The 18,559-nt window shown below is 43.8% G+C and carries 28 protein-coding genes, 2 tRNA genes and 2 rRNA genes; 16 read left to right on the forward strand and 16 right to left on the reverse strand.

The annotated features are described in order from the left end of the window. Position 1: 1 nt before the first annotated feature. The 8 genes from HPC37_RS04500 to HPC37_RS04535 all read right to left on the reverse strand — a co-directional run bounded on the left by HPC37_RS04500 (position 2) and on the right by HPC37_RS04535 (position 4,799). Positions 2-421 (reverse strand): recombination protein NinB, encoded by a 420-nt coding sequence (locus HPC37_RS04500; protein WP_208122005.1) that lies wholly within the window; start codon positions 419-421, stop codon positions 2-4. Beyond that, positions 418-945: a DNA N-6-adenine-methyltransferase gene (locus tag HPC37_RS04505; RefSeq protein ID WP_208122006.1), complete on the reverse strand. Its 528-nt coding sequence runs from the start codon at positions 943-945 to the stop codon at positions 418-420. The genes HPC37_RS04500 and HPC37_RS04505 overlap by 4 nt, the downstream gene beginning before the upstream one ends. Continuing rightward, positions 942-2,372, reverse strand: coding sequence for a replicative DNA helicase (locus HPC37_RS04510; RefSeq protein WP_208122007.1), 1,431 nt, complete (start codon positions 2,370-2,372; stop codon positions 942-944). The genes HPC37_RS04505 and HPC37_RS04510 overlap by 4 nt, the downstream gene beginning before the upstream one ends. Beyond that, entirely contained in the window at positions 2,369-2,947 is a 579-nt protein-coding gene (locus HPC37_RS04515) for a hypothetical protein (RefSeq protein WP_208122008.1), read from the reverse strand. The genes HPC37_RS04510 and HPC37_RS04515 overlap by 4 nt, the downstream gene beginning before the upstream one ends. A gap of 70 nt (positions 2,948-3,017) precedes the next feature. Next, positions 3,018-3,776 (reverse strand): hypothetical protein, encoded by a 759-nt coding sequence (locus HPC37_RS04520; protein ID WP_208122009.1) that lies wholly within the window; start codon positions 3,774-3,776, stop codon positions 3,018-3,020. Then, positions 3,773-3,934 (reverse strand): hypothetical protein, encoded by a 162-nt coding sequence (locus HPC37_RS04525; RefSeq protein ID WP_208122010.1) that lies wholly within the window; start codon positions 3,932-3,934, stop codon positions 3,773-3,775. Before HPC37_RS04525 ends, HPC37_RS04520 begins: the two co-directional genes overlap by 4 nt. Before the next feature lie 368 nt (positions 3,935-4,302). Next, positions 4,303-4,569, reverse strand: a complete 267-nt coding sequence (locus HPC37_RS04530) for a CII family transcriptional regulator (protein ID WP_208122011.1) — start codon at positions 4,567-4,569, stop codon at positions 4,303-4,305. 20 nt (positions 4,570-4,589) lie between these two features. Continuing rightward, positions 4,590-4,799 (reverse strand): helix-turn-helix transcriptional regulator, encoded by a 210-nt coding sequence (locus tag HPC37_RS04535; RefSeq protein WP_208122012.1) that lies wholly within the window; start codon positions 4,797-4,799, stop codon positions 4,590-4,592. 204 nt (positions 4,800-5,003) lie between these two features. Between HPC37_RS04535 and HPC37_RS04540 the strand changes: the two genes are divergently transcribed. The 3 genes from HPC37_RS04540 to HPC37_RS11360 all read left to right on the forward strand — a co-directional run bounded on the left by HPC37_RS04540 (position 5,004) and on the right by HPC37_RS11360 (position 6,748). Beyond that, the gene (locus HPC37_RS04540; RefSeq protein ID WP_235961408.1) at positions 5,004-5,594 is read left to right on the forward strand and encodes a LexA family transcriptional regulator; all 591 of its coding nucleotides are present in this window, start codon (positions 5,004-5,006) and stop codon (positions 5,592-5,594) included. 81 nt (positions 5,595-5,675) lie between these two features. Further along, the gene (locus HPC37_RS11355; protein WP_208122013.1) at positions 5,676-6,095 is read left to right on the forward strand and encodes a beta family protein; all 420 of its coding nucleotides are present in this window, start codon (positions 5,676-5,678) and stop codon (positions 6,093-6,095) included. Positions 6,096-6,121: 26 nt separating this feature from the next. After that, positions 6,122-6,748, forward strand: a complete 627-nt coding sequence (locus tag HPC37_RS11360) for a beta family protein (RefSeq protein ID WP_345790005.1) — start codon at positions 6,122-6,124, stop codon at positions 6,746-6,748. 225 nt (positions 6,749-6,973) lie between these two features. On the opposite strand, the gene HPC37_RS04555 is transcribed toward HPC37_RS11360, so the two are convergent. Beyond that, positions 6,974-7,435 (reverse strand): sce7726 family protein, encoded by a 462-nt coding sequence (locus HPC37_RS04555; RefSeq protein ID WP_208122014.1) that lies wholly within the window; start codon positions 7,433-7,435, stop codon positions 6,974-6,976. 971 nt (positions 7,436-8,406) lie between these two features. On the opposite strand from HPC37_RS04555, the gene HPC37_RS04560 reads away from it, so the two are divergent. The 10 genes from HPC37_RS04560 (at position 8,407) to HPC37_RS04605 (ending at position 13,221) form a co-directional block, all read left to right on the forward strand. Further along, entirely contained in the window at positions 8,407-8,661 is a 255-nt protein-coding gene (locus HPC37_RS04560; protein WP_208122015.1) for a hypothetical protein, read from the forward strand. A 513-nt stretch (positions 8,662-9,174) separates the two neighbouring features. Continuing rightward, the gene (locus tag HPC37_RS10910) at positions 9,175-9,996 is read left to right on the forward strand and encodes an antA/AntB antirepressor family protein (RefSeq protein ID WP_235961410.1); all 822 of its coding nucleotides are present in this window, start codon (positions 9,175-9,177) and stop codon (positions 9,994-9,996) included. Positions 9,997-10,085: 89 nt separating this feature from the next. Beyond that, on the forward strand, positions 10,086-10,355 hold the full coding sequence (locus HPC37_RS04575) for a hypothetical protein (RefSeq protein WP_208122016.1): 270 nt from the start codon (positions 10,086-10,088) through the stop codon (positions 10,353-10,355). Then, positions 10,352-10,714 (forward strand): hypothetical protein, encoded by a 363-nt coding sequence (locus tag HPC37_RS04580; RefSeq protein ID WP_208122017.1) that lies wholly within the window; start codon positions 10,352-10,354, stop codon positions 10,712-10,714. The genes HPC37_RS04575 and HPC37_RS04580 overlap by 4 nt, the downstream gene beginning before the upstream one ends. After that, entirely contained in the window at positions 10,702-10,827 is a 126-nt protein-coding gene (locus HPC37_RS11085) for a hypothetical protein (protein WP_282435394.1), read from the forward strand. Before HPC37_RS04580 ends, HPC37_RS11085 begins: the two co-directional genes overlap by 13 nt. Beyond that, positions 10,817-11,047, forward strand: coding sequence for a hypothetical protein (locus HPC37_RS04585; RefSeq protein ID WP_208122018.1), 231 nt, complete (start codon positions 10,817-10,819; stop codon positions 11,045-11,047). Before HPC37_RS11085 ends, HPC37_RS04585 begins: the two co-directional genes overlap by 11 nt. A 10-nt stretch (positions 11,048-11,057) precedes the next feature. Next, positions 11,058-11,546: a siphovirus Gp157 family protein gene (locus tag HPC37_RS04590; protein ID WP_208122019.1), complete on the forward strand. Its 489-nt coding sequence runs from the start codon at positions 11,058-11,060 to the stop codon at positions 11,544-11,546. Then, entirely contained in the window at positions 11,546-12,157 is a 612-nt protein-coding gene (locus tag HPC37_RS04595) for a Sak single strand annealing protein (RefSeq protein WP_208122020.1), read from the forward strand. Before HPC37_RS04590 ends, HPC37_RS04595 begins: the two co-directional genes overlap by 1 nt. Positions 12,158-12,166: 9 nt before the next feature. Beyond that, positions 12,167-12,616 (forward strand): single-stranded DNA-binding protein, encoded by a 450-nt coding sequence (gene ssb, locus HPC37_RS04600; protein WP_208122021.1) that lies wholly within the window; start codon positions 12,167-12,169, stop codon positions 12,614-12,616. A 131-nt stretch (positions 12,617-12,747) separates the two neighbouring features. Beyond that, positions 12,748-13,221, forward strand: coding sequence for a hypothetical protein (locus tag HPC37_RS04605; protein ID WP_208122022.1), 474 nt, complete (start codon positions 12,748-12,750; stop codon positions 13,219-13,221). 107 nt (positions 13,222-13,328) lie between these two features. Here HPC37_RS04605 and HPC37_RS04610 read toward each other — a convergent pair whose 3' ends face one another. Next, positions 13,329-13,832 (reverse strand): YagU family protein, encoded by a 504-nt coding sequence (locus HPC37_RS04610; protein ID WP_208122023.1) that lies wholly within the window; start codon positions 13,830-13,832, stop codon positions 13,329-13,331. A 380-nt stretch (positions 13,833-14,212) separates the two neighbouring features. Here HPC37_RS04610 and HPC37_RS04615 point away from each other — a divergent pair, with 380 nt between their 5' ends. Then, on the forward strand, positions 14,213-15,034 hold the full coding sequence (locus HPC37_RS04615) for a KilA-N domain-containing protein (RefSeq protein ID WP_208122024.1): 822 nt from the start codon (positions 14,213-14,215) through the stop codon (positions 15,032-15,034). Between the two features lie 105 nt (positions 15,035-15,139). Here the strand turns inward: HPC37_RS04615 and cspE are convergent, their stop codons facing one another. Continuing rightward, entirely contained in the window at positions 15,140-15,349 is a 210-nt protein-coding gene (gene cspE / locus HPC37_RS04620) for a transcription antiterminator/RNA stability regulator CspE (protein WP_208122025.1), read from the reverse strand. Positions 15,350-15,578: 229 nt separating this feature from the next. On the opposite strand from cspE, the gene HPC37_RS04625 reads away from it, so the two are divergent. After that, on the forward strand, positions 15,579-15,890 hold the full coding sequence (locus HPC37_RS04625; protein WP_208122026.1) for a DUF6378 domain-containing protein: 312 nt from the start codon (positions 15,579-15,581) through the stop codon (positions 15,888-15,890). Next, positions 15,887-16,156, forward strand: coding sequence for a hypothetical protein (locus HPC37_RS04630; RefSeq protein WP_208122027.1), 270 nt, complete (start codon positions 15,887-15,889; stop codon positions 16,154-16,156). Before HPC37_RS04625 ends, HPC37_RS04630 begins: the two co-directional genes overlap by 4 nt. 194 nt (positions 16,157-16,350) lie before the next feature. Here the strand turns inward: HPC37_RS04630 and HPC37_RS04635 are convergent, their stop codons facing one another. The 5 genes from HPC37_RS04635 to rrf (HPC37_RS04655) form a co-directional block, all read right to left on the reverse strand. After that, a complete protein-coding gene (locus HPC37_RS04635) occupies positions 16,351-17,637 on the reverse strand; it encodes a tyrosine-type recombinase/integrase (RefSeq protein ID WP_208122028.1) in 1,287 nt (428 codons plus the stop codon). Positions 17,638-17,918: 281 nt separating this feature from the next. Beyond that, a tRNA-Trp gene (locus HPC37_RS04640) sits at positions 17,919-17,994 on the reverse strand. A gap of 7 nt (positions 17,995-18,001) precedes the next feature. Further along, positions 18,002-18,078, reverse strand: a tRNA-Asp gene (locus HPC37_RS04645). A 12-nt stretch (positions 18,079-18,090) separates the two neighbouring features. Beyond that, a 5S ribosomal RNA gene (rrf, locus tag HPC37_RS04650) occupies positions 18,091-18,206 on the reverse strand. A 49-nt stretch (positions 18,207-18,255) separates the two neighbouring features. Further along, positions 18,256-18,371, reverse strand: a 5S ribosomal RNA gene (gene rrf, locus HPC37_RS04655). Between the last annotated feature and the right edge of the window lie 188 nt (positions 18,372-18,559).

Genomic DNA, 18,559 nt, shown 5'->3' on the forward strand with positions numbered 1-18,559 from the left:
CTCAATACCCATAAAATCCAAATCTATCATTGAAATGCACGCCGTTTCCAACGCCCCACGCTTGCACGTATTCGATTAAACTTGCCAGCCGTTTCACACTCATTTGCGCCGTGCTTTCGCGTAGATTAATCACTTCACCCTCAAGCCCTATGGCCATTTCGGCGGGCTTGCCTGTGGCGATAGCATGCGCTGACACCATTATCGTCTTCCACGTTTCCACATTGTGCTTTTTGCCTTGAAATTCACATTGCTTTGAAATATCTGTCAACATCGCGTGCAATTTCGCATTCTGCTCTAGCGTGCGTGTGAGCGGCTTTATTTCCAGTACCAACGGATTTTCATTGTCCGTTGGTGCTTTCTCTAACACTTCTTTCGCGTTGTCTTTAATGCGCTGGTTACGAAGAAAAAAGCGTTGTTTCATTCCGCACCGCACTTTTTGATAAAATCTAACCGCGCTTGCCGTGTCACCAATCCATTAACCATTGGATCGAAAACAACAACCATTGACCCCTTGTTGTTGCCTTTGACTTCTTCGCCAGTGATTGGGTGAAGAAAATTAATGCGGCCACCGATAATATTGATTACCTCCGTGGCGTTGTCTTGAATGACTTGATACCAATGGGTGGATTTATCCGCCGGTAACAACATCACCACCAAAAAGTCTTGCTTGCGCAATGCTGCCGCGCGCTCAACGAATGGCTTAGGGTTTGAATACGGTGGGTTGACGAAAAATGCAATATCCAAAGCACCATGAGCTAATTCAATTTCCATCTCGTCAAAGTCCAAAAAATCAGGCCATGCACTACCCTCGCCGATAAACACATCAAACACCGCATTGTGCTCATTAGCGCAACCGTCAACCCACACACCACCAAAGCGGCGCGCAATCCAGTTGACCAAATACCGCGGCGTGCGGTAGGTGTTTTTGTCGAAGCCATTACTCATAGAAATTCGTCCTCGCTGTTACTGGCCTTAGCGTGATTGATGTTTTCTGCCCGCGCTTGTGCCGCCTGTTGGTTTTCAATGTCGTAAATCACACCGTTTTTCATGTCAACGTACGCTGTGCCCGTACTGCCGTGACGGTTTGATCGCAGTATCAACTCGGTCAGTGTAGGGTCAGCATTCGGCTTGTAAACGGATTCACGATACATGCCTAGCCAGTAATCACATTCTTGCTCTACTTGCCCTGTGTCACGGCTGTCGCTTGGGATTGGGCGTTTATCTGCTCGGCTCTCAAGCCCGCGGTTTAATTGGGTCAACAATACCACTACGCAGTTGAGCTCTTTAGCTAATGCCTTCAGGCCTTTGGTAACAGCAGCATAAGCTAGGTCATTTCGTTCGGCTTTCTCACCGTTCATCAAAGTGAGGTAGTCAATCGCAATCAGGCCGACTTGACCGCACTTTTTGTGCATTTTGCGGCATTGGCTTTTGATGTAGGTCAAATCAATCGCGGGCGTGTCATCGAGGAATAACAAATCTTCTTCAAACAGCGCCTGCATAGCGTTTGAGACTTTGCCCCACGCGGTATCTAGCGCGCCCTCTCTCACCTTCTCGGCGGGCAAGTAGAAAATATTGGTGTTGAACCGCCCTTGTTGCGCCAGCATTCGCTCAAAGATTTGTTTGCTCGGCATCTCAAGGCTGAACATCAATACAGGCATTTTCTCGTTCACCGCGCAATTGAGCGCCAGCTGCGTGTAAAGGCTGGTTTTGCCCACTTTCGGCCGCGCGCCGATAACGAACAACGTGCCAGGCAACAAGTATTTTGGGAAGAACAGCGCGTCAAGCGAAGCAATGCCCGTAGTAATACCGCGCACGCTGTCAGGGTTAGTTTTGCGCTCCTCCTGCTCGGTAAGCCACACGTCCGCCACCTCTCGCAATGGTCGAAGTCCTTGCGATTCGTTGCGCTCATGCGATTCACGCAAAGCGTCAAGCTGTTGGCCAATACGATTAAGCACCTCATCAGGCTCAACACCGTTTGGCAAGGTGAACAAATCGCCGACCGCACTTTGGCATAACTGAATCGCGCAACGCTGGAGGTGAGCGGTTTTGATAATCTCCGCGTAACGGTTAATATTTGCTGCGCTAGGCGTGTTTTTCGCCATCTCGGCAAGGTAGGCAAAGCCGCCAGTGTCTTGGCTCAAATTCACAGCGTTGAGGCGGTTATCCAGCGTGACCAAGTCCACGTTTTGATTGCGGTTGAGCAAGTGCTGGATTTGTTCAAAAATCACCTTGTGGGCGTAGGTGTAAAAACACTCGGCGCGCAAGTTGCTCACCACGGCGCGAACTTGGTCTTGATTCGCGTTAATCAAACACGCGCCTAAAACGGCTTGCTCGGCGCTGGTGTTGTGCGGAATGATTAATTCTTGACTCATAGCGCACGCTCCTTCACGCGTTGCATGGTTTCAGGTTTCATCACGAAACTAAACCCCACCTTGCCCGATTTGTAAAAATCACTCGCCACCTCGTTGAACTTGGCGAAATATCCGCGGAATGCGCTGTTGGTTTGGTTTTTCATCACCGCAGCGAGCGAAAGAATTTTTTCACGCGTGATCGCGTTAAGCTCCACCGGCTCAAAGCGTTGCGAAAGGATTTCGTTGAAGTCGGTAATCACCTGCGAACAATCCAGCTCTGGGAATTTTTCAGCAGCGGATTGTTTGGCAAGGCCATCATCGTGCTTGAGTGCGTAAAAACCTGCCCAGCGGTTGAAAATTGTTTGGTTAATCACCGCGGTAATATTTTCGCCAGCGTCTTTGAGTTTTTGTAGTGAGCTAATGCCTAGCTTAGCCGCGCGTTCGTTCAACGGCTTTTTGATTTCTCTTCGATGCTCACAAAACGCAATCCAGTCATCACGGTTTATCCAGTCTGGCAGCTCGATTTGCTCTGCTGAGAATTTTTGCTTTTTAGCAGTGAAGCGAGGTTTCTCATCGCTTGACGCTGGAACAATCAACGTATTGCCAATTTCAGCTCTGCCGTAAATTTCAGCATCGCGCAGAATAACAAGTCCTGCTAAAAATTATTTAATTTGAACAGCGATTTTTTCTTGGGTTTTTAAAGTCGAGCTCAACACCAACTTTCACTCCATCGCGCTCAACAACTAAATCAACTCGCCCACGATAACCGTCACCACGATCATCAACTAGATATTCTCTCTCAACGCTAAACCCATGGAATTTTAAGAGCTGCTCAACATCATCGTGCAATTCCTTCGCATTATCACTATTAAACTTTCCTTCGACGAGATCTGCAATTTCATCTCGCAAAACTTTAGCCATATTTTGCCCAGCAGGCGGATTAAGGTGGTTATCCTGTGTAGTAATCTCTGTAGTATTCTCTGTAGTAATCTCTTGTATAACGAATGGCGGTTTTGTTGCTTCCCGAATGTCGGTTTCCGCCATTGGGGGCTGGCTATTTCCGCCATTAGCTGGTGGCGCATTGTTACATTGGCTAACGGTGGCATATTCTTCCATCATTTCGTTAAATTTATCGAGATCAAGTTTGAAGTATAAGCGGTGCTCTAATCGCTTGTGGGTCTCGATGAGAATGCCGCGATCACGCAAGTTTTTACGCGCACTTTCCTGTTCACGCCGGCTCAATCCCGTTTCGTTTTCGATATCTTCTTGTGTTTTGTAAACACCTAATTCAGAGGTGGCCTTGTCTTGCCAGTAAAACAGTTGTCCAAATAAAATAGCTGCGTTAACACTACCAAGCGGTTTGGCCAATTTAGGGTAATAAGCAATCACATTGCCTGACGTTTTTAACCAATCTGTGGCTTTCATAGACCTAACTCCTTACGCGCTATCGCTGCTCTTGCTCTAAATTGCTTGGCTGTCATACCCAAAGAGGCCCACTTCAAAATTATTGAAAATAAGATCCTCTCCCTTACCGACATCGGTAATTCTTTTAGGGTATTGATATTTAGTTCGTCTTTTGTCATAATTACTCCCGTATTGATTTTGATGCATAATGTTTTATGAAATGACCTCATATACTCCGCCACCAATCCTCCCTGGTGGCTTTTTTTTGTTGACAATCCCACACCTTTTGATAAAATCAAGCCGATCCTTTGATGAGGGTCGGGATAAATTTGATTTTCCTGTACTTAGTGTTAACGCCTCTACCTGAACTCGTAGAGGCTTTTTTTTATTGCGCCCATCTGTAAGTTCGTGCATAATAGTAGCCACTCTGATCATTAGAGTTTTTTCCTTTTAATTCAATTGGCAGCCGCTAATATTAGCTCCATTCATTAGCGGCTTTTTTTATTGCCCCAATTCCAACTTCAAGCAGACCGCTGTCTTCACTGATTTATTTCCGCATACTTTCAAGCCCACGTTGCGCCAAAATCAGCAGCGCCTCGCGTTCTTTGTCAGCCGTTTCCACGTCGACCACGGTTAAGCCTAACTCTGCCAAACAAGCGCAGAATTTGCCTAAATGTTCCGTTTTGAAACGACATAGTGTGCTTGGATCTATCCCAATTTCACGCGCTATATCAGCGTCTGTGCGCGTGGCAAATTTACGATAAATCTTGTCTGCAATTTCCATTGCAGCTTTATTTAATTCATTGCGTGCCATTGCAGGTATCTCTTGATAAGTTAGTTAGCAACAGGTGGGAAAAGCTCGTTAATGCTTGTCTTAACGCCATGATTTGCAAAAAAAGACACCAACTTGTGGCAATCATTAACCGACGGCGTTCTAATGCCCTTCTCGTAGTTGGCAATGCGCGGCTGATTCCAGCCTAACGCGTCAGCGATTTGATATTGGGTTAATCCTGCTTTCTTCCGAATCTGTGCAAGGTTACTCATTATTGAAATATCCTTTTTTGTGATTTTTACAACCTATATTAAATCACTTTTTGTGATTGATTGCAATGCATACTGTGCTTTGTTGTTGATAACATAGCGTGATAATATTAACTATCTGATTAAGGGGTAGGTTATGAAATCATTAGGCGAAAAATTAAGGAATTCCGTAAGAATTTAGGATTAAAACAGAATGACCTTGCGGAGATGTGTGGCAAGCTTGATAAGCGCGACAGATCAAAATGGGGTCAGTCAAGAATTGCCAACTATGAAAACGGCCACAGAACTCCTGACTTGACCGACATCAAGGTCATAGCGCAAGTGTTTAACGTATCACCGTCCGACCTCGCCTTTAGCGACACTAACTTTATTCCTGCGTCATTAGGTTCGACTAAAGTGCCTATCATCAGCTATGTGCAAGCGGGCAATATGGAGTCGATTTTTGATCTAGGCGACGCCGACGGCTACGAGTGCATATTGACCGACCAAGATTTATCCGAAAATAGCTTTGCGCTGCGCATTAAGGGCGACTCGATGGAGCCTGAATTTAAAGAAGGCGATGTTATCATCATCGACCCAAACGTCACGCCATTGCCAGGTGAATTTGTGGTGGCGAAAAACGGCAGCGAAGAAGCGACATTCAAAAAATACAAAGCCGACGGCACCGACGACAACGGCAACAATCACTTTCAGCTCATCCCGCTCAACGATGATTACAGCGTCAAAAGCTCCCGCACCGAGCCGCTCGTTATCATTGGCACGATGGTGGAGCACCGTATCTTTAGGCGTAAACGGTAGATGCGTGGCGGTTGAGCATAGGTGGATGTTATAGGTGGCAGGCAGATTGAAACAGAAACTAGGCACAACTAAGGAGAAATTATGACTGATGTAAACTTCCAAAACTATAGTTACTATCCTCTATTACATACACGAAATTCAGAGGAAGATGCGTTTCTTAATTTATCTGAATCTGATAAATCATTAATTATTCCTTCTTTTGTTTTGCATAATAGGAAAGGCTCAGAATTAACGGCAAGTTTAGACAGAATTTTGGAAAAATATGATGGTAGGTTTATTTTATTCCCCCCTATTTCTGAAAAGATACTAAATCATATCACAGTAGAAGAGAAGAAAATTTTTGACTCCGATCAGAATTATGTAAATTGGCAGAAATTTACAGCCAGATATGAAAATGCCATTCCTGCTATTTTATTTAATGAAAATCAGCGATATATCACTAGACAAGCATTAGAGTTAGAAAATAAAAAGGGAAAATTGCGTTTAGAGTCCGTACTATAACAGAAGCCGAATTAGCGATTAATGCTATTGTTGCTCTTGATGAACCACAGAACGCAATAATATTTATTGATTGTAGTTATATATCTGATTTAACCAATAGTTACAATCTATTTGAGACAATTTTACAAACCCTGAAAAAAGAGGTCGAACAATTAAATATAGTATCATTATCAGCAAGTTTTCCATCTTCTCCCGCAATAGGAATGATTGAAACGCCTCAATTTACTACTAATGAAATAAAGGCAGGATACATACAACAAAAGGAACTTGAGTTATATTATAAGATTTCGGAAAAATATGAAGTCTTATATGGTGATTACGCTTCGATCCATCCGATCCCAATAAGCTCTACTGATAGTGAAGGTAGATGGTCCGCCAGGATTGACTTTGCAACTGATGATAGCTCTTGGGGAATATTTAGGATGCCAACACAACATGGAGAAGGATATCAACCTGTTGCTACACATATAGTCAATAGCGGAATGATTAACTATATTCCTGACTGTTGGGGAAAAGACCGAATAATTGAAGCATCAGAAGGTCAAGTTTTTGGCAAGTCTCCTTCAAAATGGGTTGGGGTTAGGGCAAATACTCATATGCGTCACCAAATATCGTTAACATCTTTGCATGGTGAGCTTGACGAATTCGTCTAAATCTTTCTCGACGATTGATCTCTTCATCAGATAAAATCTGTGATTCTGTAGTATAATTCACACTCAAATCACAGATTTTATCTTCAATTAATTTTTTTATTTGTCTATCTTGTCTGTGTTTTTCCATTAAAGGGAATTGTTGTTTTAGATAATCTAATATAAAAGAACGAATTGTAATACGTTCCAATTTTAAAGCTCTATCAATAAGCTCTGATTTTAGACCAGTTACTTTAAGATTATTTTTCTCAGTAATTGTTTTAATCCTACTACATTAAGAAAACTCAAAAATTTTTCACTTTCTAATCTCCCATTCGTCAATGGGGATCTGTGTGTAATAAATTTCTTGCCGGTAAACTCCCATATTCCCACATTTTGAGGTGTAATATTCATTACCCCTTGTAGATGTTTAGTTGCACATACCACCACTACATCTTCAAAATATTGCGTATAAACTTCAATCTGCCCCTCTAACCGTTTTAGGGTATCTTGTTCACTTTTTATTTCAAATCCTGAGAGTTTTCCATTAGCCATAACAAGATCAATCCGGCGAGAAAAATTGGCAATAGGCAATTCCGCCAAGAACTCCGTATTCTTCGGATGTATCTTGGACAATTTCTTGATTAATCGTTCTCTTATCTCTATCTCATTCATTGTAAGCAAATCTTGGATGTCAACTTTTTTGCACATATTATCATTATTTTTTGCATAAAACAGTAGAATCCTTGCAGTTGGCAGTTAAATGACCAAATTAGCCCAATGATTGATAGCCTCTTCCCTTTCTTAATCTACCCCTTTAGCTCAGCCAGTTTTCTGAGCCCCTATAACTCAAACTAAGCACTGTCGTTAGTTCGACTTTGTGCGAAAAAGTGCGGTTTGGGCGCGTGGGCACAGCACAATCGATTAAAAAACAATCAATCAAGCATAAAATTCCAAAAAATAATCTTTTAAAAACCAAACAAATATCACATTATGCAATCAAATCTACAAAAAATTATCACATTATGTATTGACTATTAAATCACATTTTGTGATAATACACCCATCAAAACGAGATACACATCTCAACGCTCTTTAAAAATTTGGAAGGTATTAGTTAGGGTTTGTTAGTAAGCCTAGTGCTAAAAATGGCAACTATAAGGCAGTAAATGCCAGTTGAAATAGTGATTGTTACGAAAAGCAATAGATAGCCGTCAGGCAATAACGGTAATTCGATTTTGTTTATCCACCCTTTCACAGACAACGGTAAAAATATCCACGTTAAAATAAACAAATTTAGCCAAAATGTTAATTTTTTCATATCAGTTTCCTCAAACAAGATGGTAAGTGATTTATCAAAATTCATGGTGGAAATCCCTAGCATCTGTTGGGGTATTCCCATTATAAATCCTTATCGTTGTGAGAGGCAATAAGGGACTTGAGCCTTACAAGGATAAAGAAAGGCACTCTAACTAATACCTTCCATGCAACTGATTAAGTGGGTTTAAGTTAGCGCTACAGCTACCACGCTGGAACGGCCAGTAAAGCGCATTTTCATTCCTAACCGCACTACAGAGAACCGATTGTGACGCCGAAGCGGGTCAATGCCGCCATCATACGCCGAGACTTGAGGGAAATGTTAGACAGTGCGGTTAGTAATGGAAAGAGAAAGGAGTTAGACAATGAGTATCTACACCAAAGCCGAACGCAAGGCTTATGCGAAGTCGATTAAGCAAGCTAAACGCATTGCAGGCCGCCAAAAAACGCTCATAGCACGCCCACAAAGTGACAAAATCACTAAAGCCGTAACATTGGCTAGCCGTGAAGTGAAACGCGTTGACGTGGCGAATTATACCGCTTATAGCAAGCCAGCATTTATTACCGCACGAGGTCATGAAAAGATTAAATGCGGAGTTAGAGAATTAATCAGAATTTAATGCAACTGCTTGCCCACTTCGGTGGGCTTTTTAGCCTATATCAAGCCACCTTATCGCAGATACTCCTTGGATAGATGACATCAGACATAGCCCTGCTTTAGGGTGGCTTGCTATTGCTTAATCAAGCAAATTGAACAAATGAATAATCGCCCTCGTGGCAGTTATTCATTGACAAACTGCCCTACTTCGGATTAAGATAATCTCACTTTCAAACGAAAGTCAGGATTGACCTCCTGAAATAACGTGAGCGGTGAAGAATAATGGTCGCTCAAAAGCGGCTTTTTTATAGCCGAAAATCAGCTCAGAAACTTTCGGTAAATTTTTACCGAAAGGCAAAACAAAGCCTTTTTTGACAAATTTGTCAAAAAATCCAATGATGAGCTAGATAGGAGATCCGAAAGGGTCGCCGTGTACTCACGTTAACGGTAAGGTCAATTCTGTCTAGTTCATCACCAATTACAGTTTGACCTCTGTCGGTGATGAGTTTTTAAACTTAAACGTGAGAAACTCAAAATGACAAATACAAATCTTGTTTCTGTTTTCAACGGACAACTCAACAACCAAACCGCACTTTTATGTAATGCGCGCGATCTACACCAATTTTTGCAAGTACAATCAGAATTTAGAAATTGGATAACAAACCGCATTGCCGACTACGGCTTCACCGAAAACGAAGATTACATCATCGTTGCCGAGCGCACCAACGGACGCCCACGCAAGGAATACCACATCACCCTCGATATGGGCAAAGAGCTAGCCATGGTCGAGCGTAACGAAAAAGGGCGTATGGTGCGCAAATATTTCATCAACTGCGAACGTCAAGCACAAGGGCAAGCGCGGTTAGAAAATAAAACCACCACCGACGACCGCACAGGCTTACGCAATGCAGTGAATATGTTAGTCAGCAAAAAAGGATTGATCTACTCCGATGCTTACAACCTCGTTCATCAATACATGAACGTGGACACCATCGAAGACATCGACAAAGCCGACTTACCCAAAGCGGTGGCCTATGTGCACAAGTTGGTGCTTGAGGGCGAACTCATCGACAAGCCGACCGCACTTTTGCCAGAGCCGAAAGCTGACGTAGTCGAAATCCCGCGCAAAGTGGCGCAGGCATTAGTCAAATTCCACCGGTTGACCATTAGAAACTCCGAGAAAGCCGAAAAAGGCTTGCGCGCCATTCACGAGGCTATGGGCTACGAACGCTACCAGCGCAACGACTTAGCCGCAGGGCTGTTTGACTTACACCACGAGTTCAACTACTGGATAGATGAATTTGAGCGCGCCACCACGCAGCCACAAACACCACAACTGAGATACATTAACGCTTAACTAACAAACCGACCGCACTTTTCACTCGAAAATCGTGTGGCGGTTTCTTGCACCCTGAATTTAGCAATTTGATTAAAAAGGAAACAATTATGTTAAGACAACTCTTCTCCCCACTTTGGGTAATTGAATGGATTGCGCTTTTCTGCCTTGCCGCTGCCCTTGCCGTGAGCTGCGCGCCACAACCGCAAGAAGCCAAAGACACCGACTACTACAACCACACTGTTAGCTATGTACCAACCACCGACGATTTAGCACAAGCAAGCGAAATATGGAACGAGGAAGAGGGTGAACTACAAAGTGACCTTACACCTGAGGTTGAGGTGTATTTGAGACAGAAAGTGGCGGAAATGCAGCGATGATTATTTTCTCACGCGAAGAGGCGGGTTTTAGCTTTGAAATCCACAAACAGCGCGCCCATCGATTTGGCGTGGTTAAGCGGTTGGGCAAAGAAGCCAAGCGCACGACAATGTTGGCAAACAACGACCAAGTCCGCGCTTGGTTAAATCGCCTTATCGCAGGGCATAACCGACATAACCCGAACAACTGGATAAAGAGCATCACCAAGAAAGAAGTCGCCGCACAAACCGATACCGGGCCAAAGGTGATTGCGAAACTTAATCCGCCAACCCCAATGAAAGACTTTCGCCCATTACAGCGACGCACTGCGACGAATCCACTTATCCACCAATTAGAAAAGGAATTACGATGCCTGGATTAGAACACCTCCCCGGCTACGACAGCTGGCGACTTTCCTACCCCGAATGGTGGGACGATGAAGACGACGATCAAGAAAACGAAGACGAAGATGAGGAGATAGACGATGAACATTGATCAACGTGTGCAAAGCGTGACCGACCAATTGGCCGCCGTCCGCCAACTAAAAGAGGAACTTTGCGAAGAACTGGTCAGGCGCTTGCTTGAGGTGATGGACGTGGGCGAGCTGCACGTGTTAGTTGACCGCGTGCATTACGAAGACTTTGCCAAAGGCGAAATCGCCAGCCACTACGACATACAAGCGTGGGGCGACAATGACGACGGATTGCCGTTTTGAGGAGCAAGCAATGAAACTCTACCAAATCACGGAACAATACCAAAACCTGCTGGAGCTGCTCGACAGCCCCGATTTTGCCACCAACCCCGACGTGCTAACCGCACTTGAGAATATCGACGACGATTTTCAGCAAAAGGGCGTGCAATTGGTGCACCACATCAAAAACCAAGAGGGCGAGATTGAAATGCTCGACGCCGAAATCAAGCGCCTACAGGCCTTGAAAGTCGCACGCACCAAGCAGATTGCGTGGCTGAAAAACTACCTCAAGACGAACATGGACGCCACGGGCATTGATAAGATTGAATGCCCGTTATTCAAAATCACGCTCTCCAAACCGAGTTTAAACACAGTGGAGATTACCAACGAGCAAGCCCTGCCGGTAAAATATTTACGCACCAAGATCGAGCCTGATAAAACCGCGATCAAGCAAGCACTGAAAGACGGCGAATACATCGACGGCGCGCGCTTAGTTGAAACACGAACTTTGAGGATTTCATAATGGAAAAATCACTGCAACAAGAGGCGTGGGAAACGCTCTCCGCCATTAATGTGAACGACAAAACCGAAACCAAAGGCGCGGGGCAATATGCCCTCACATACCTCTCATGGGCGTGGGCATGGGGCGTGCTGATGCAATACTACCCCGAAAGCGAATACCGCCTACATGAAGACAAAATCTTGCCTAACGGCAGCGTGATTGTGGGCGTGACGCTAGTATTGCGCAAGGGTGAGCAATCCTTTGAGCGTTATATGTGGCTACCGGTGATGGATCACAAAAACGCGCCTGTCATCAACCCTAATTCCACTCAGCTCAATAAGACTTATATGCGCTGCTTAGCCAAAGCGATTGCGATGTGCGGGCTAGGCCATTACATCTACGCAGGCGAGGATATGCCAAGCGAGGACGAACCGAAAGCGGTGGCAAACCCTACGCCATCAATGAAGTTGCTTGAGAGTTTCAGCCAGCGCGCCGAAGCGATTAACAACATCGAAGATTTAAACGAGCTGTGGGCAAAAGCACAACCGCACTTTGAAAAACACGAACCGCACAACCTTGAGGTTGCGGGCAACATTTACGACGAACGCCTTAATCAACTGGCAAATTTATAGGAGCAAATCATGGCAGGAGTTAACGAAGTCATCATCATTGGCCGCTTAGGCAATGACCCAGAGGTGCGAACCCTCAACAACAGCGAGAAAGTGGCGACCATCAGCGTGGCCACATCGGAGAGCTGGACAGACAAACAAAGCGGCGAAAAGCGCGAAAACACCCAGTGGCACCGCATTGTTTTCTACCGCAAGCTGGCCGACATCGTGGCGCAATACCTCACCAAAGGCGCGCAGGTTTACGTAAAAGGCAGACTCAACTACCGCAAATGGCAAGACCAAAACGGCATTGAGCGCCACATAACCGAAATCGTGGCGATTGACCTCCAAATGCTCGGCAGCAAAGGCGATAACGCGCAAGCCAAACCGCAACCGAAAGCGCAGCCGAAACCGAAAAGCGCGCCAAAGCCTATCTTGGCGACCGACGAAACCGATCCGTTTGCGGATGACATCCCTTTTTAGGGCAAATTGCGTAACCGTTGCTTAACCAGCGGTGAAGGAGAAGGTATGAAATACAAAATCACGCTGCGCCTATCTGGTATTATTTGGCTTTTGATAGGTGTCGGCATTGGCTATGGAATATGGAGGTAAAGATGAAACCGTTTGATTTGGAAAAAGCGTTGGCGGGTGAGCCAGTGAAGTTGCATGGCGGACACAAGGCTTTTATTTTGGGTGTTATACCTGATACATATAAATGTGATTATAAATTGCTAGGTTACTTTATTGACGAAAGCGGTAGTGTTTGGAATGGTAGTTGGAATGAGCAAGGTGAACTTCGAAATTCCTTTATGAAAGAAAAGTTCAATATCGTTGGAATGTGGGAAGAGCCTAACCGCATTATCAACGGCATTGAAGTACCACCTTGTGTAACGGAAGAGACTTGGGAAGACGGTGAAGATTATTACTATGCTTCTTGGGGAAGTGATACTTATCATAAATTCGGCACATTTTTTAAAGATGATTACTTTGATAGGCAACTTGTCCAGAAAGGCCTAGTCTTTGAAACAGAAGAGGGCGCAATTGCGATGACGAAAGCACTGTTGAATTACAAGGTAGAGGAAAAATAAAGCTCACTTTTTATAGTGAATTGTCAGTTCAAGTCTGTTCTTCTGCAACTAAAGCCCTATAAAGGGCTTTAGTTGTAGGAAATAAAACTGTTAAAGTATTTTCGTATTTAATATTTAGCCACGCAGCAGTTTCTAAGGTAAGCTCTAAATACTTCAATAGTCCACATCCATAAAGCTGTTCCGATAACCTCTGATAGAATTTCATCAAACGGTAAGTTCCATGGGGCTGGGGATAAGTTAAGTAAAGGCAATAGAATACCATGAGAGAAAATCATCACAAAAAGTCCAAATAGCATACCTTGCCATAGTTTTACTTTAGGATATATTTCTACTAGAACACAATAAAGAACAGCAAACCCTATAGAGAATACATAATGAATAAACATACCTCCCCATTGAATCGCTTGTTCAGAGTATGTATAGATCAAGGTGCTTGGATCTATCCCCATATCATGTAACATTTGTACAGGTGGTGCTACTCTATCTGGTGTTCTTGGCGGCATAAATCCTTCACTACCAGATTTAACCATGCCTGAAATTATCCCTGTGATTATGCCTAGTATAACTGCTAGACCATAGCGTTTAGGGCTTAGATTTGTTAGTTTGTTCATTTCATTCTCCACAGTATATAAGTTTTATTTTGAATTAATCATTTCTACACAGCTAGTACAGCCGCATAAGTGATGACTAGAACATACTAACACTATCACAGCAATGTGCTCAAATAGATATTCTATTGAGCTCAATTGACACCACCCCCAATTTATACTACTATCAGCCTTGAGGTCTCAAAACCTAAAACTCAAGGCGGTAGTAATCAGATCGCCAACAGGCGATTTTTTTATGTCCGTAATCCTGACTATGTCGGGAGGGCGACGAATACAACACCCTTATGGGGAATAAGTCCAGCCTTTCCTTGAGTAGGCTTTTGAGCCTCCCGACGCCATTCTCAAAAGTGGCTTGTTTTAAACAAATACTCAAGGATTACATTATGACAAACTTAACTATTCTCAACACCAACGTCCGCACCCTTGACGGTCTTTTCTCACTCAACGATTTACACAAAGCCAGTGGTAACGAAGATAAACATCGTCCTAATCAATTTATCCGGTTAGATCAAACTCAGGGCTTAATCAAAGAGATTGAATTAAACTGCGCAGATCTGCGCAGTTTAGAAAACAACCACTGTGATAATTCTAACAGTGTGCTGAAAACAATTGAAGGGCGCAACGGTGGCACATACGTTTGCCAAGAACTCGTGCTTGCCTATGCAATGTGGATCAGCCCGAAATTTCACTTAATCGTCATTCGTGCCTTTATGGCATTAAACAATATCCCAAAACTAGGCAGCGACAAAATCAACGAGCAACAACAGCGCCAAATTCAAAGTGCGGTCAAACAAGCCCACTATCGCACAGGGCTACACTGGCAAACCATTTATGAACGCTTGAAAAACCACTTCAACATTCCACGCTACGATGAATTGCCAAAAGCAAAATACGAGCAAGCCATTCAATTCATCAACAGCATAACGCCACCGACCGCGCTTTTGCCGAAAGAAGACATGGTGCAAGTGCCACGTTTTATCGCCGAAGCCTTAGTGAAATATCACCGCTTGACGATTAGAAACGCTGAGAGAGCTGAGAAAGGCTTGCGCGCCATTCACGAGGCTATGGGTTACGAACGCTACCAGCGCAACGACTTAGCCGCTGGGCTGTTTGACTTACACCATGAATTCAACTACTGGATAGATGAATTTGAGCGCGCTACCACGCAGCTACAAACACCACAACTGAGATATATCAACGCTTAACTAACTAACCGACCGCACTTTTCACTCGAAAATCGTGTGGCGGTTTCTTATTACACATAAAAAAAAGCACCCGTAATGGGTGCTCTTTTATATTCTTTGTTCTGTTTAGATAACAGCAACATCAATCGCAGCAGGGCCACGTTGTGAATCTTGTACATTAAACTCAACTTTATCGCCTTCGTTTAATGAACGGTAGTTATTACCAATAATGCCAGAGAAATGTACAAACAGATCTTTTCCGCCATTTGAAGGAGTGATAAAACCAAAACCTTTATCAGAATTGAACCATTTTACTAAGCCATTTAATTTAGACATGTGTCTTCCTTACTTTTTTAATTAATTTGTATGCTTGAAACCAAGCGTAATGCTATTAACGCTGCATTATATAGAGGTTGGAATTATAGAACTTTTCAAGATACAGAATGTTTCGAGGAAGAACTTTAATAACTACTTTTTATCGTACTGCTGTCTAGCTGGTATGCATTAGAACACGTATATCATATTAAAACAAGCTTTATTTTAAAATAAATCGGAGTAACACCAAATGAATATCAAAAACACATTAACCGAACGCGCAGAAACACACGGCGATTTCACCGTTGGCGCAACAACCTTTCGTACCTTTATGCGTGAGATTAACAAATCCACCGCACTCGACAGCGTGCAATATTACGCTGCCACCATGATGGCTGCCAAACTGGTGCGCATCATCCACGGCAATGCCAACGAGGTGGACCACTGGCGAGATATCGTTGGTTATGCCACGTTGGGTGGGTGGCTTGCACTGGTAGACGAACAAGAAATTGTTCAGCCGGTAGAGCCTTACATTGTAACTAGGGAGCATGGCGCAGTATGACCGAATCCGCTGAAGAATATCAGGTGAAAAAGTTTCTAGGGTTTTTCACTACCCTTTGCCTTGCTGCGCAGTTATCTCGCACGCCCGATGATACCGTAGCAAAGCTAGCGAAACACTACCGCAAGCAACTTAACGCCACACAGCTCATTGCGTGCATGACATCGATAAGCAAGAGCAAAACGCCAGCAAGGGCTGCACTGATTGCTTACCGACACTTTCGCGATGATTTTTCTTTTGGTATGTGGTTTGAAACAGGAGATTTGTAATGTCAGGATTGAATCTTAAAGACGTGCGTTATTTTAACGATAGAGAAGTGTCAGGCATAATCAACAAAACACGCGTGACACTTTGGCGATGGGTTAACAGAGGAGACTTCCCAAAACCGCATTACACAAACAGCGGTGTAAAGCTTGGATGGACTAAGCAGCAAATTTTAGATTGGCACGAAAACAACCCGCAATCACGGGAGTAATGCCAGCAGCTTTGATTCCCACAGCTCCATTACTTCTTTCTTTTCTTTCAAATATAAATACCTGTCGTAATGCTTATATGATACACCCTGAATTGTGTGCGATTGCACTCTATCGCGCATTTCAGGGCTTATTCCCAACTCTCCAGCTAACGTCTTAAATGTACGCCGTAGATCGCGCATAGTGAACGGTTTAAGGCCTTTCCGTTTAATATATCGGCTCAATGCTCGGCTAACGACATCAGTGCCTATATGATCGTCATTTTTCGTATTTGGGAATAAATACCCTTCCCCGCCGTTCACTTCTCTCAATTCCTCAATCACATCAATCGCGGTATCGCATAAATAAACAATGTGGTGAGTCCGCGTTTTTACGTCATCTGGCGTCATATTAAAAACTTGCCTTTCAAAGTCGACGTGGTCGAACGTCATTCTCAATATTTCAATTGTCCGCTGCCCACCTGTGAACAAGCACAGCAAGATCAAACGAGACAAGTTGTAAGACATCTCTAAATCTTTCTGTGACTTAGCCGCATCTACTAACAAATCCCTTAATTCAGCCCATGATAAGAACCTATCCAGTGCCTTGCTAGCCCCCTTTTGTTTTGGCACTAGTGACACAGGATTGCCAGTCAATGCAAATTTCACTCTCTCAATGCCGAGCATGGCAGGGTCGTTGTCATGTCGTAACCCGAACGCAAAGGCGGCATGTAATACGGAGTGGACTTTGTTTGCGCCAACATAAGCCCCGCGTTTGATGTAGCGTGACAATAAAAAGGTGATATGGCCGGCGGTTACATCTTTCGCCAACATATCGCCGTCAAGTCCGTACTCTTTCTTTCGCGCAAGTAGATAATCGTAATAGTTAGCCACATCGTCAACTGTTCTGCGATTTCTATGCCGCATATCATCAAGATAAGCATTAAACAAATCTCGCACAGTGCCGAGCTGTTGCCTTTCGCTTTTCTTCAATATACGATTGAGATCTGATGATGACTCTGGCTTTATCTCATCAATATAGATTCTGGCCGCCTCATTTTTTAATTGGTTGGCCTCATGTAGGGATATGCTAGGATAAGACCCTAACGAGATAATCTTAGGTTTGCCATTTAAGTAGTAGCGATAAACAAAGACTTTCTGCCCGCTCAAGTTTACACGCAATCCTAGCGAGCCACGGCCCTTCAATCCGTCGTTATGCCAAACGTGGTATTGCTTTTCAGCGGGCTTGAGCGATTTTATCTTGGAATCTGTGAAAACGAACGAGGTATTAGCTTTCATTATTTTGCCTACTACTAGTTGACTACTAGTTATAGACTATACAGAATAAAAAAACGCTAAACAACGTGAAACACCATTAAATAAGATTATATCGATTAATTTGTTGATTTTTAAATATATTTAATCGGAAATGAACGAGACAAAACACACTGTAACAAGAAATCCGCTCAACTCCTAAGGGATAGGTCGTCGGTTCGAATCCGACCACGTTCGCCAATTTTTTAATCGGTTATAAAACAAAAAAGCCACTTACTCTGTAAGTGGCTTTTATTGGGTTTTAATGGCAGGGGCGGAGAGGCTCGAACTCCCAACACCCGGTTTTGGAGACCGGTGCTCTACCAATTGAACTACGCCCCTAAAGCGTTGGCGGAATGGACGGGACTCGAACCCGCGACCCCCTGCGTGACAGGCAGGTATTCTAACCAGCTGAACTACCACTCCGCTGAATTTGGTAATTGGTAGTGACCTACTCTCACATGGGGAGACCCCACACTACCATCGGCGTTACAACATTTCACTTCTGAGTTCGGCAAGGGTTCAGGTGGTTCTGTTGCACTATAGCTACCAAAAATTTTTTATTTTATAAAAAGACTTTAAAAATCTGTTTATAAAATAAAAACCCGGCGGTGTCCTACTCTCACATGGGGAGACCCCACACTACCATCGGCGTTACAGCGTTTCACTTCTGAGTTCGGCAAGGGGTCAGGTGGGACCACTGCACTATCGCCGCCGGGATAATTCTGTTATCCGTTGCTTTGTTTTTTGTTTGTACTTTTTGTACTTTTTGTACTTTTCTGTACTTCTTTGTTCTTCTTGGTCACAAGCTAAATTCTGTCAAACTCGTTGAGCTTTGTTTGTTTGTCTTTGTCTACTTCACTCTGTCTTCTGTCTTCTGTCTTCTGTCTTCTGTCTTCTGTCTTCT

Origin of the sequence: Spirabiliibacterium mucosae, from assembly GCF_014884965.1 — a bacterium.
Lineage (GTDB): Bacteria > Pseudomonadota > Gammaproteobacteria > Enterobacterales > Pasteurellaceae > Spirabiliibacterium > Spirabiliibacterium mucosae.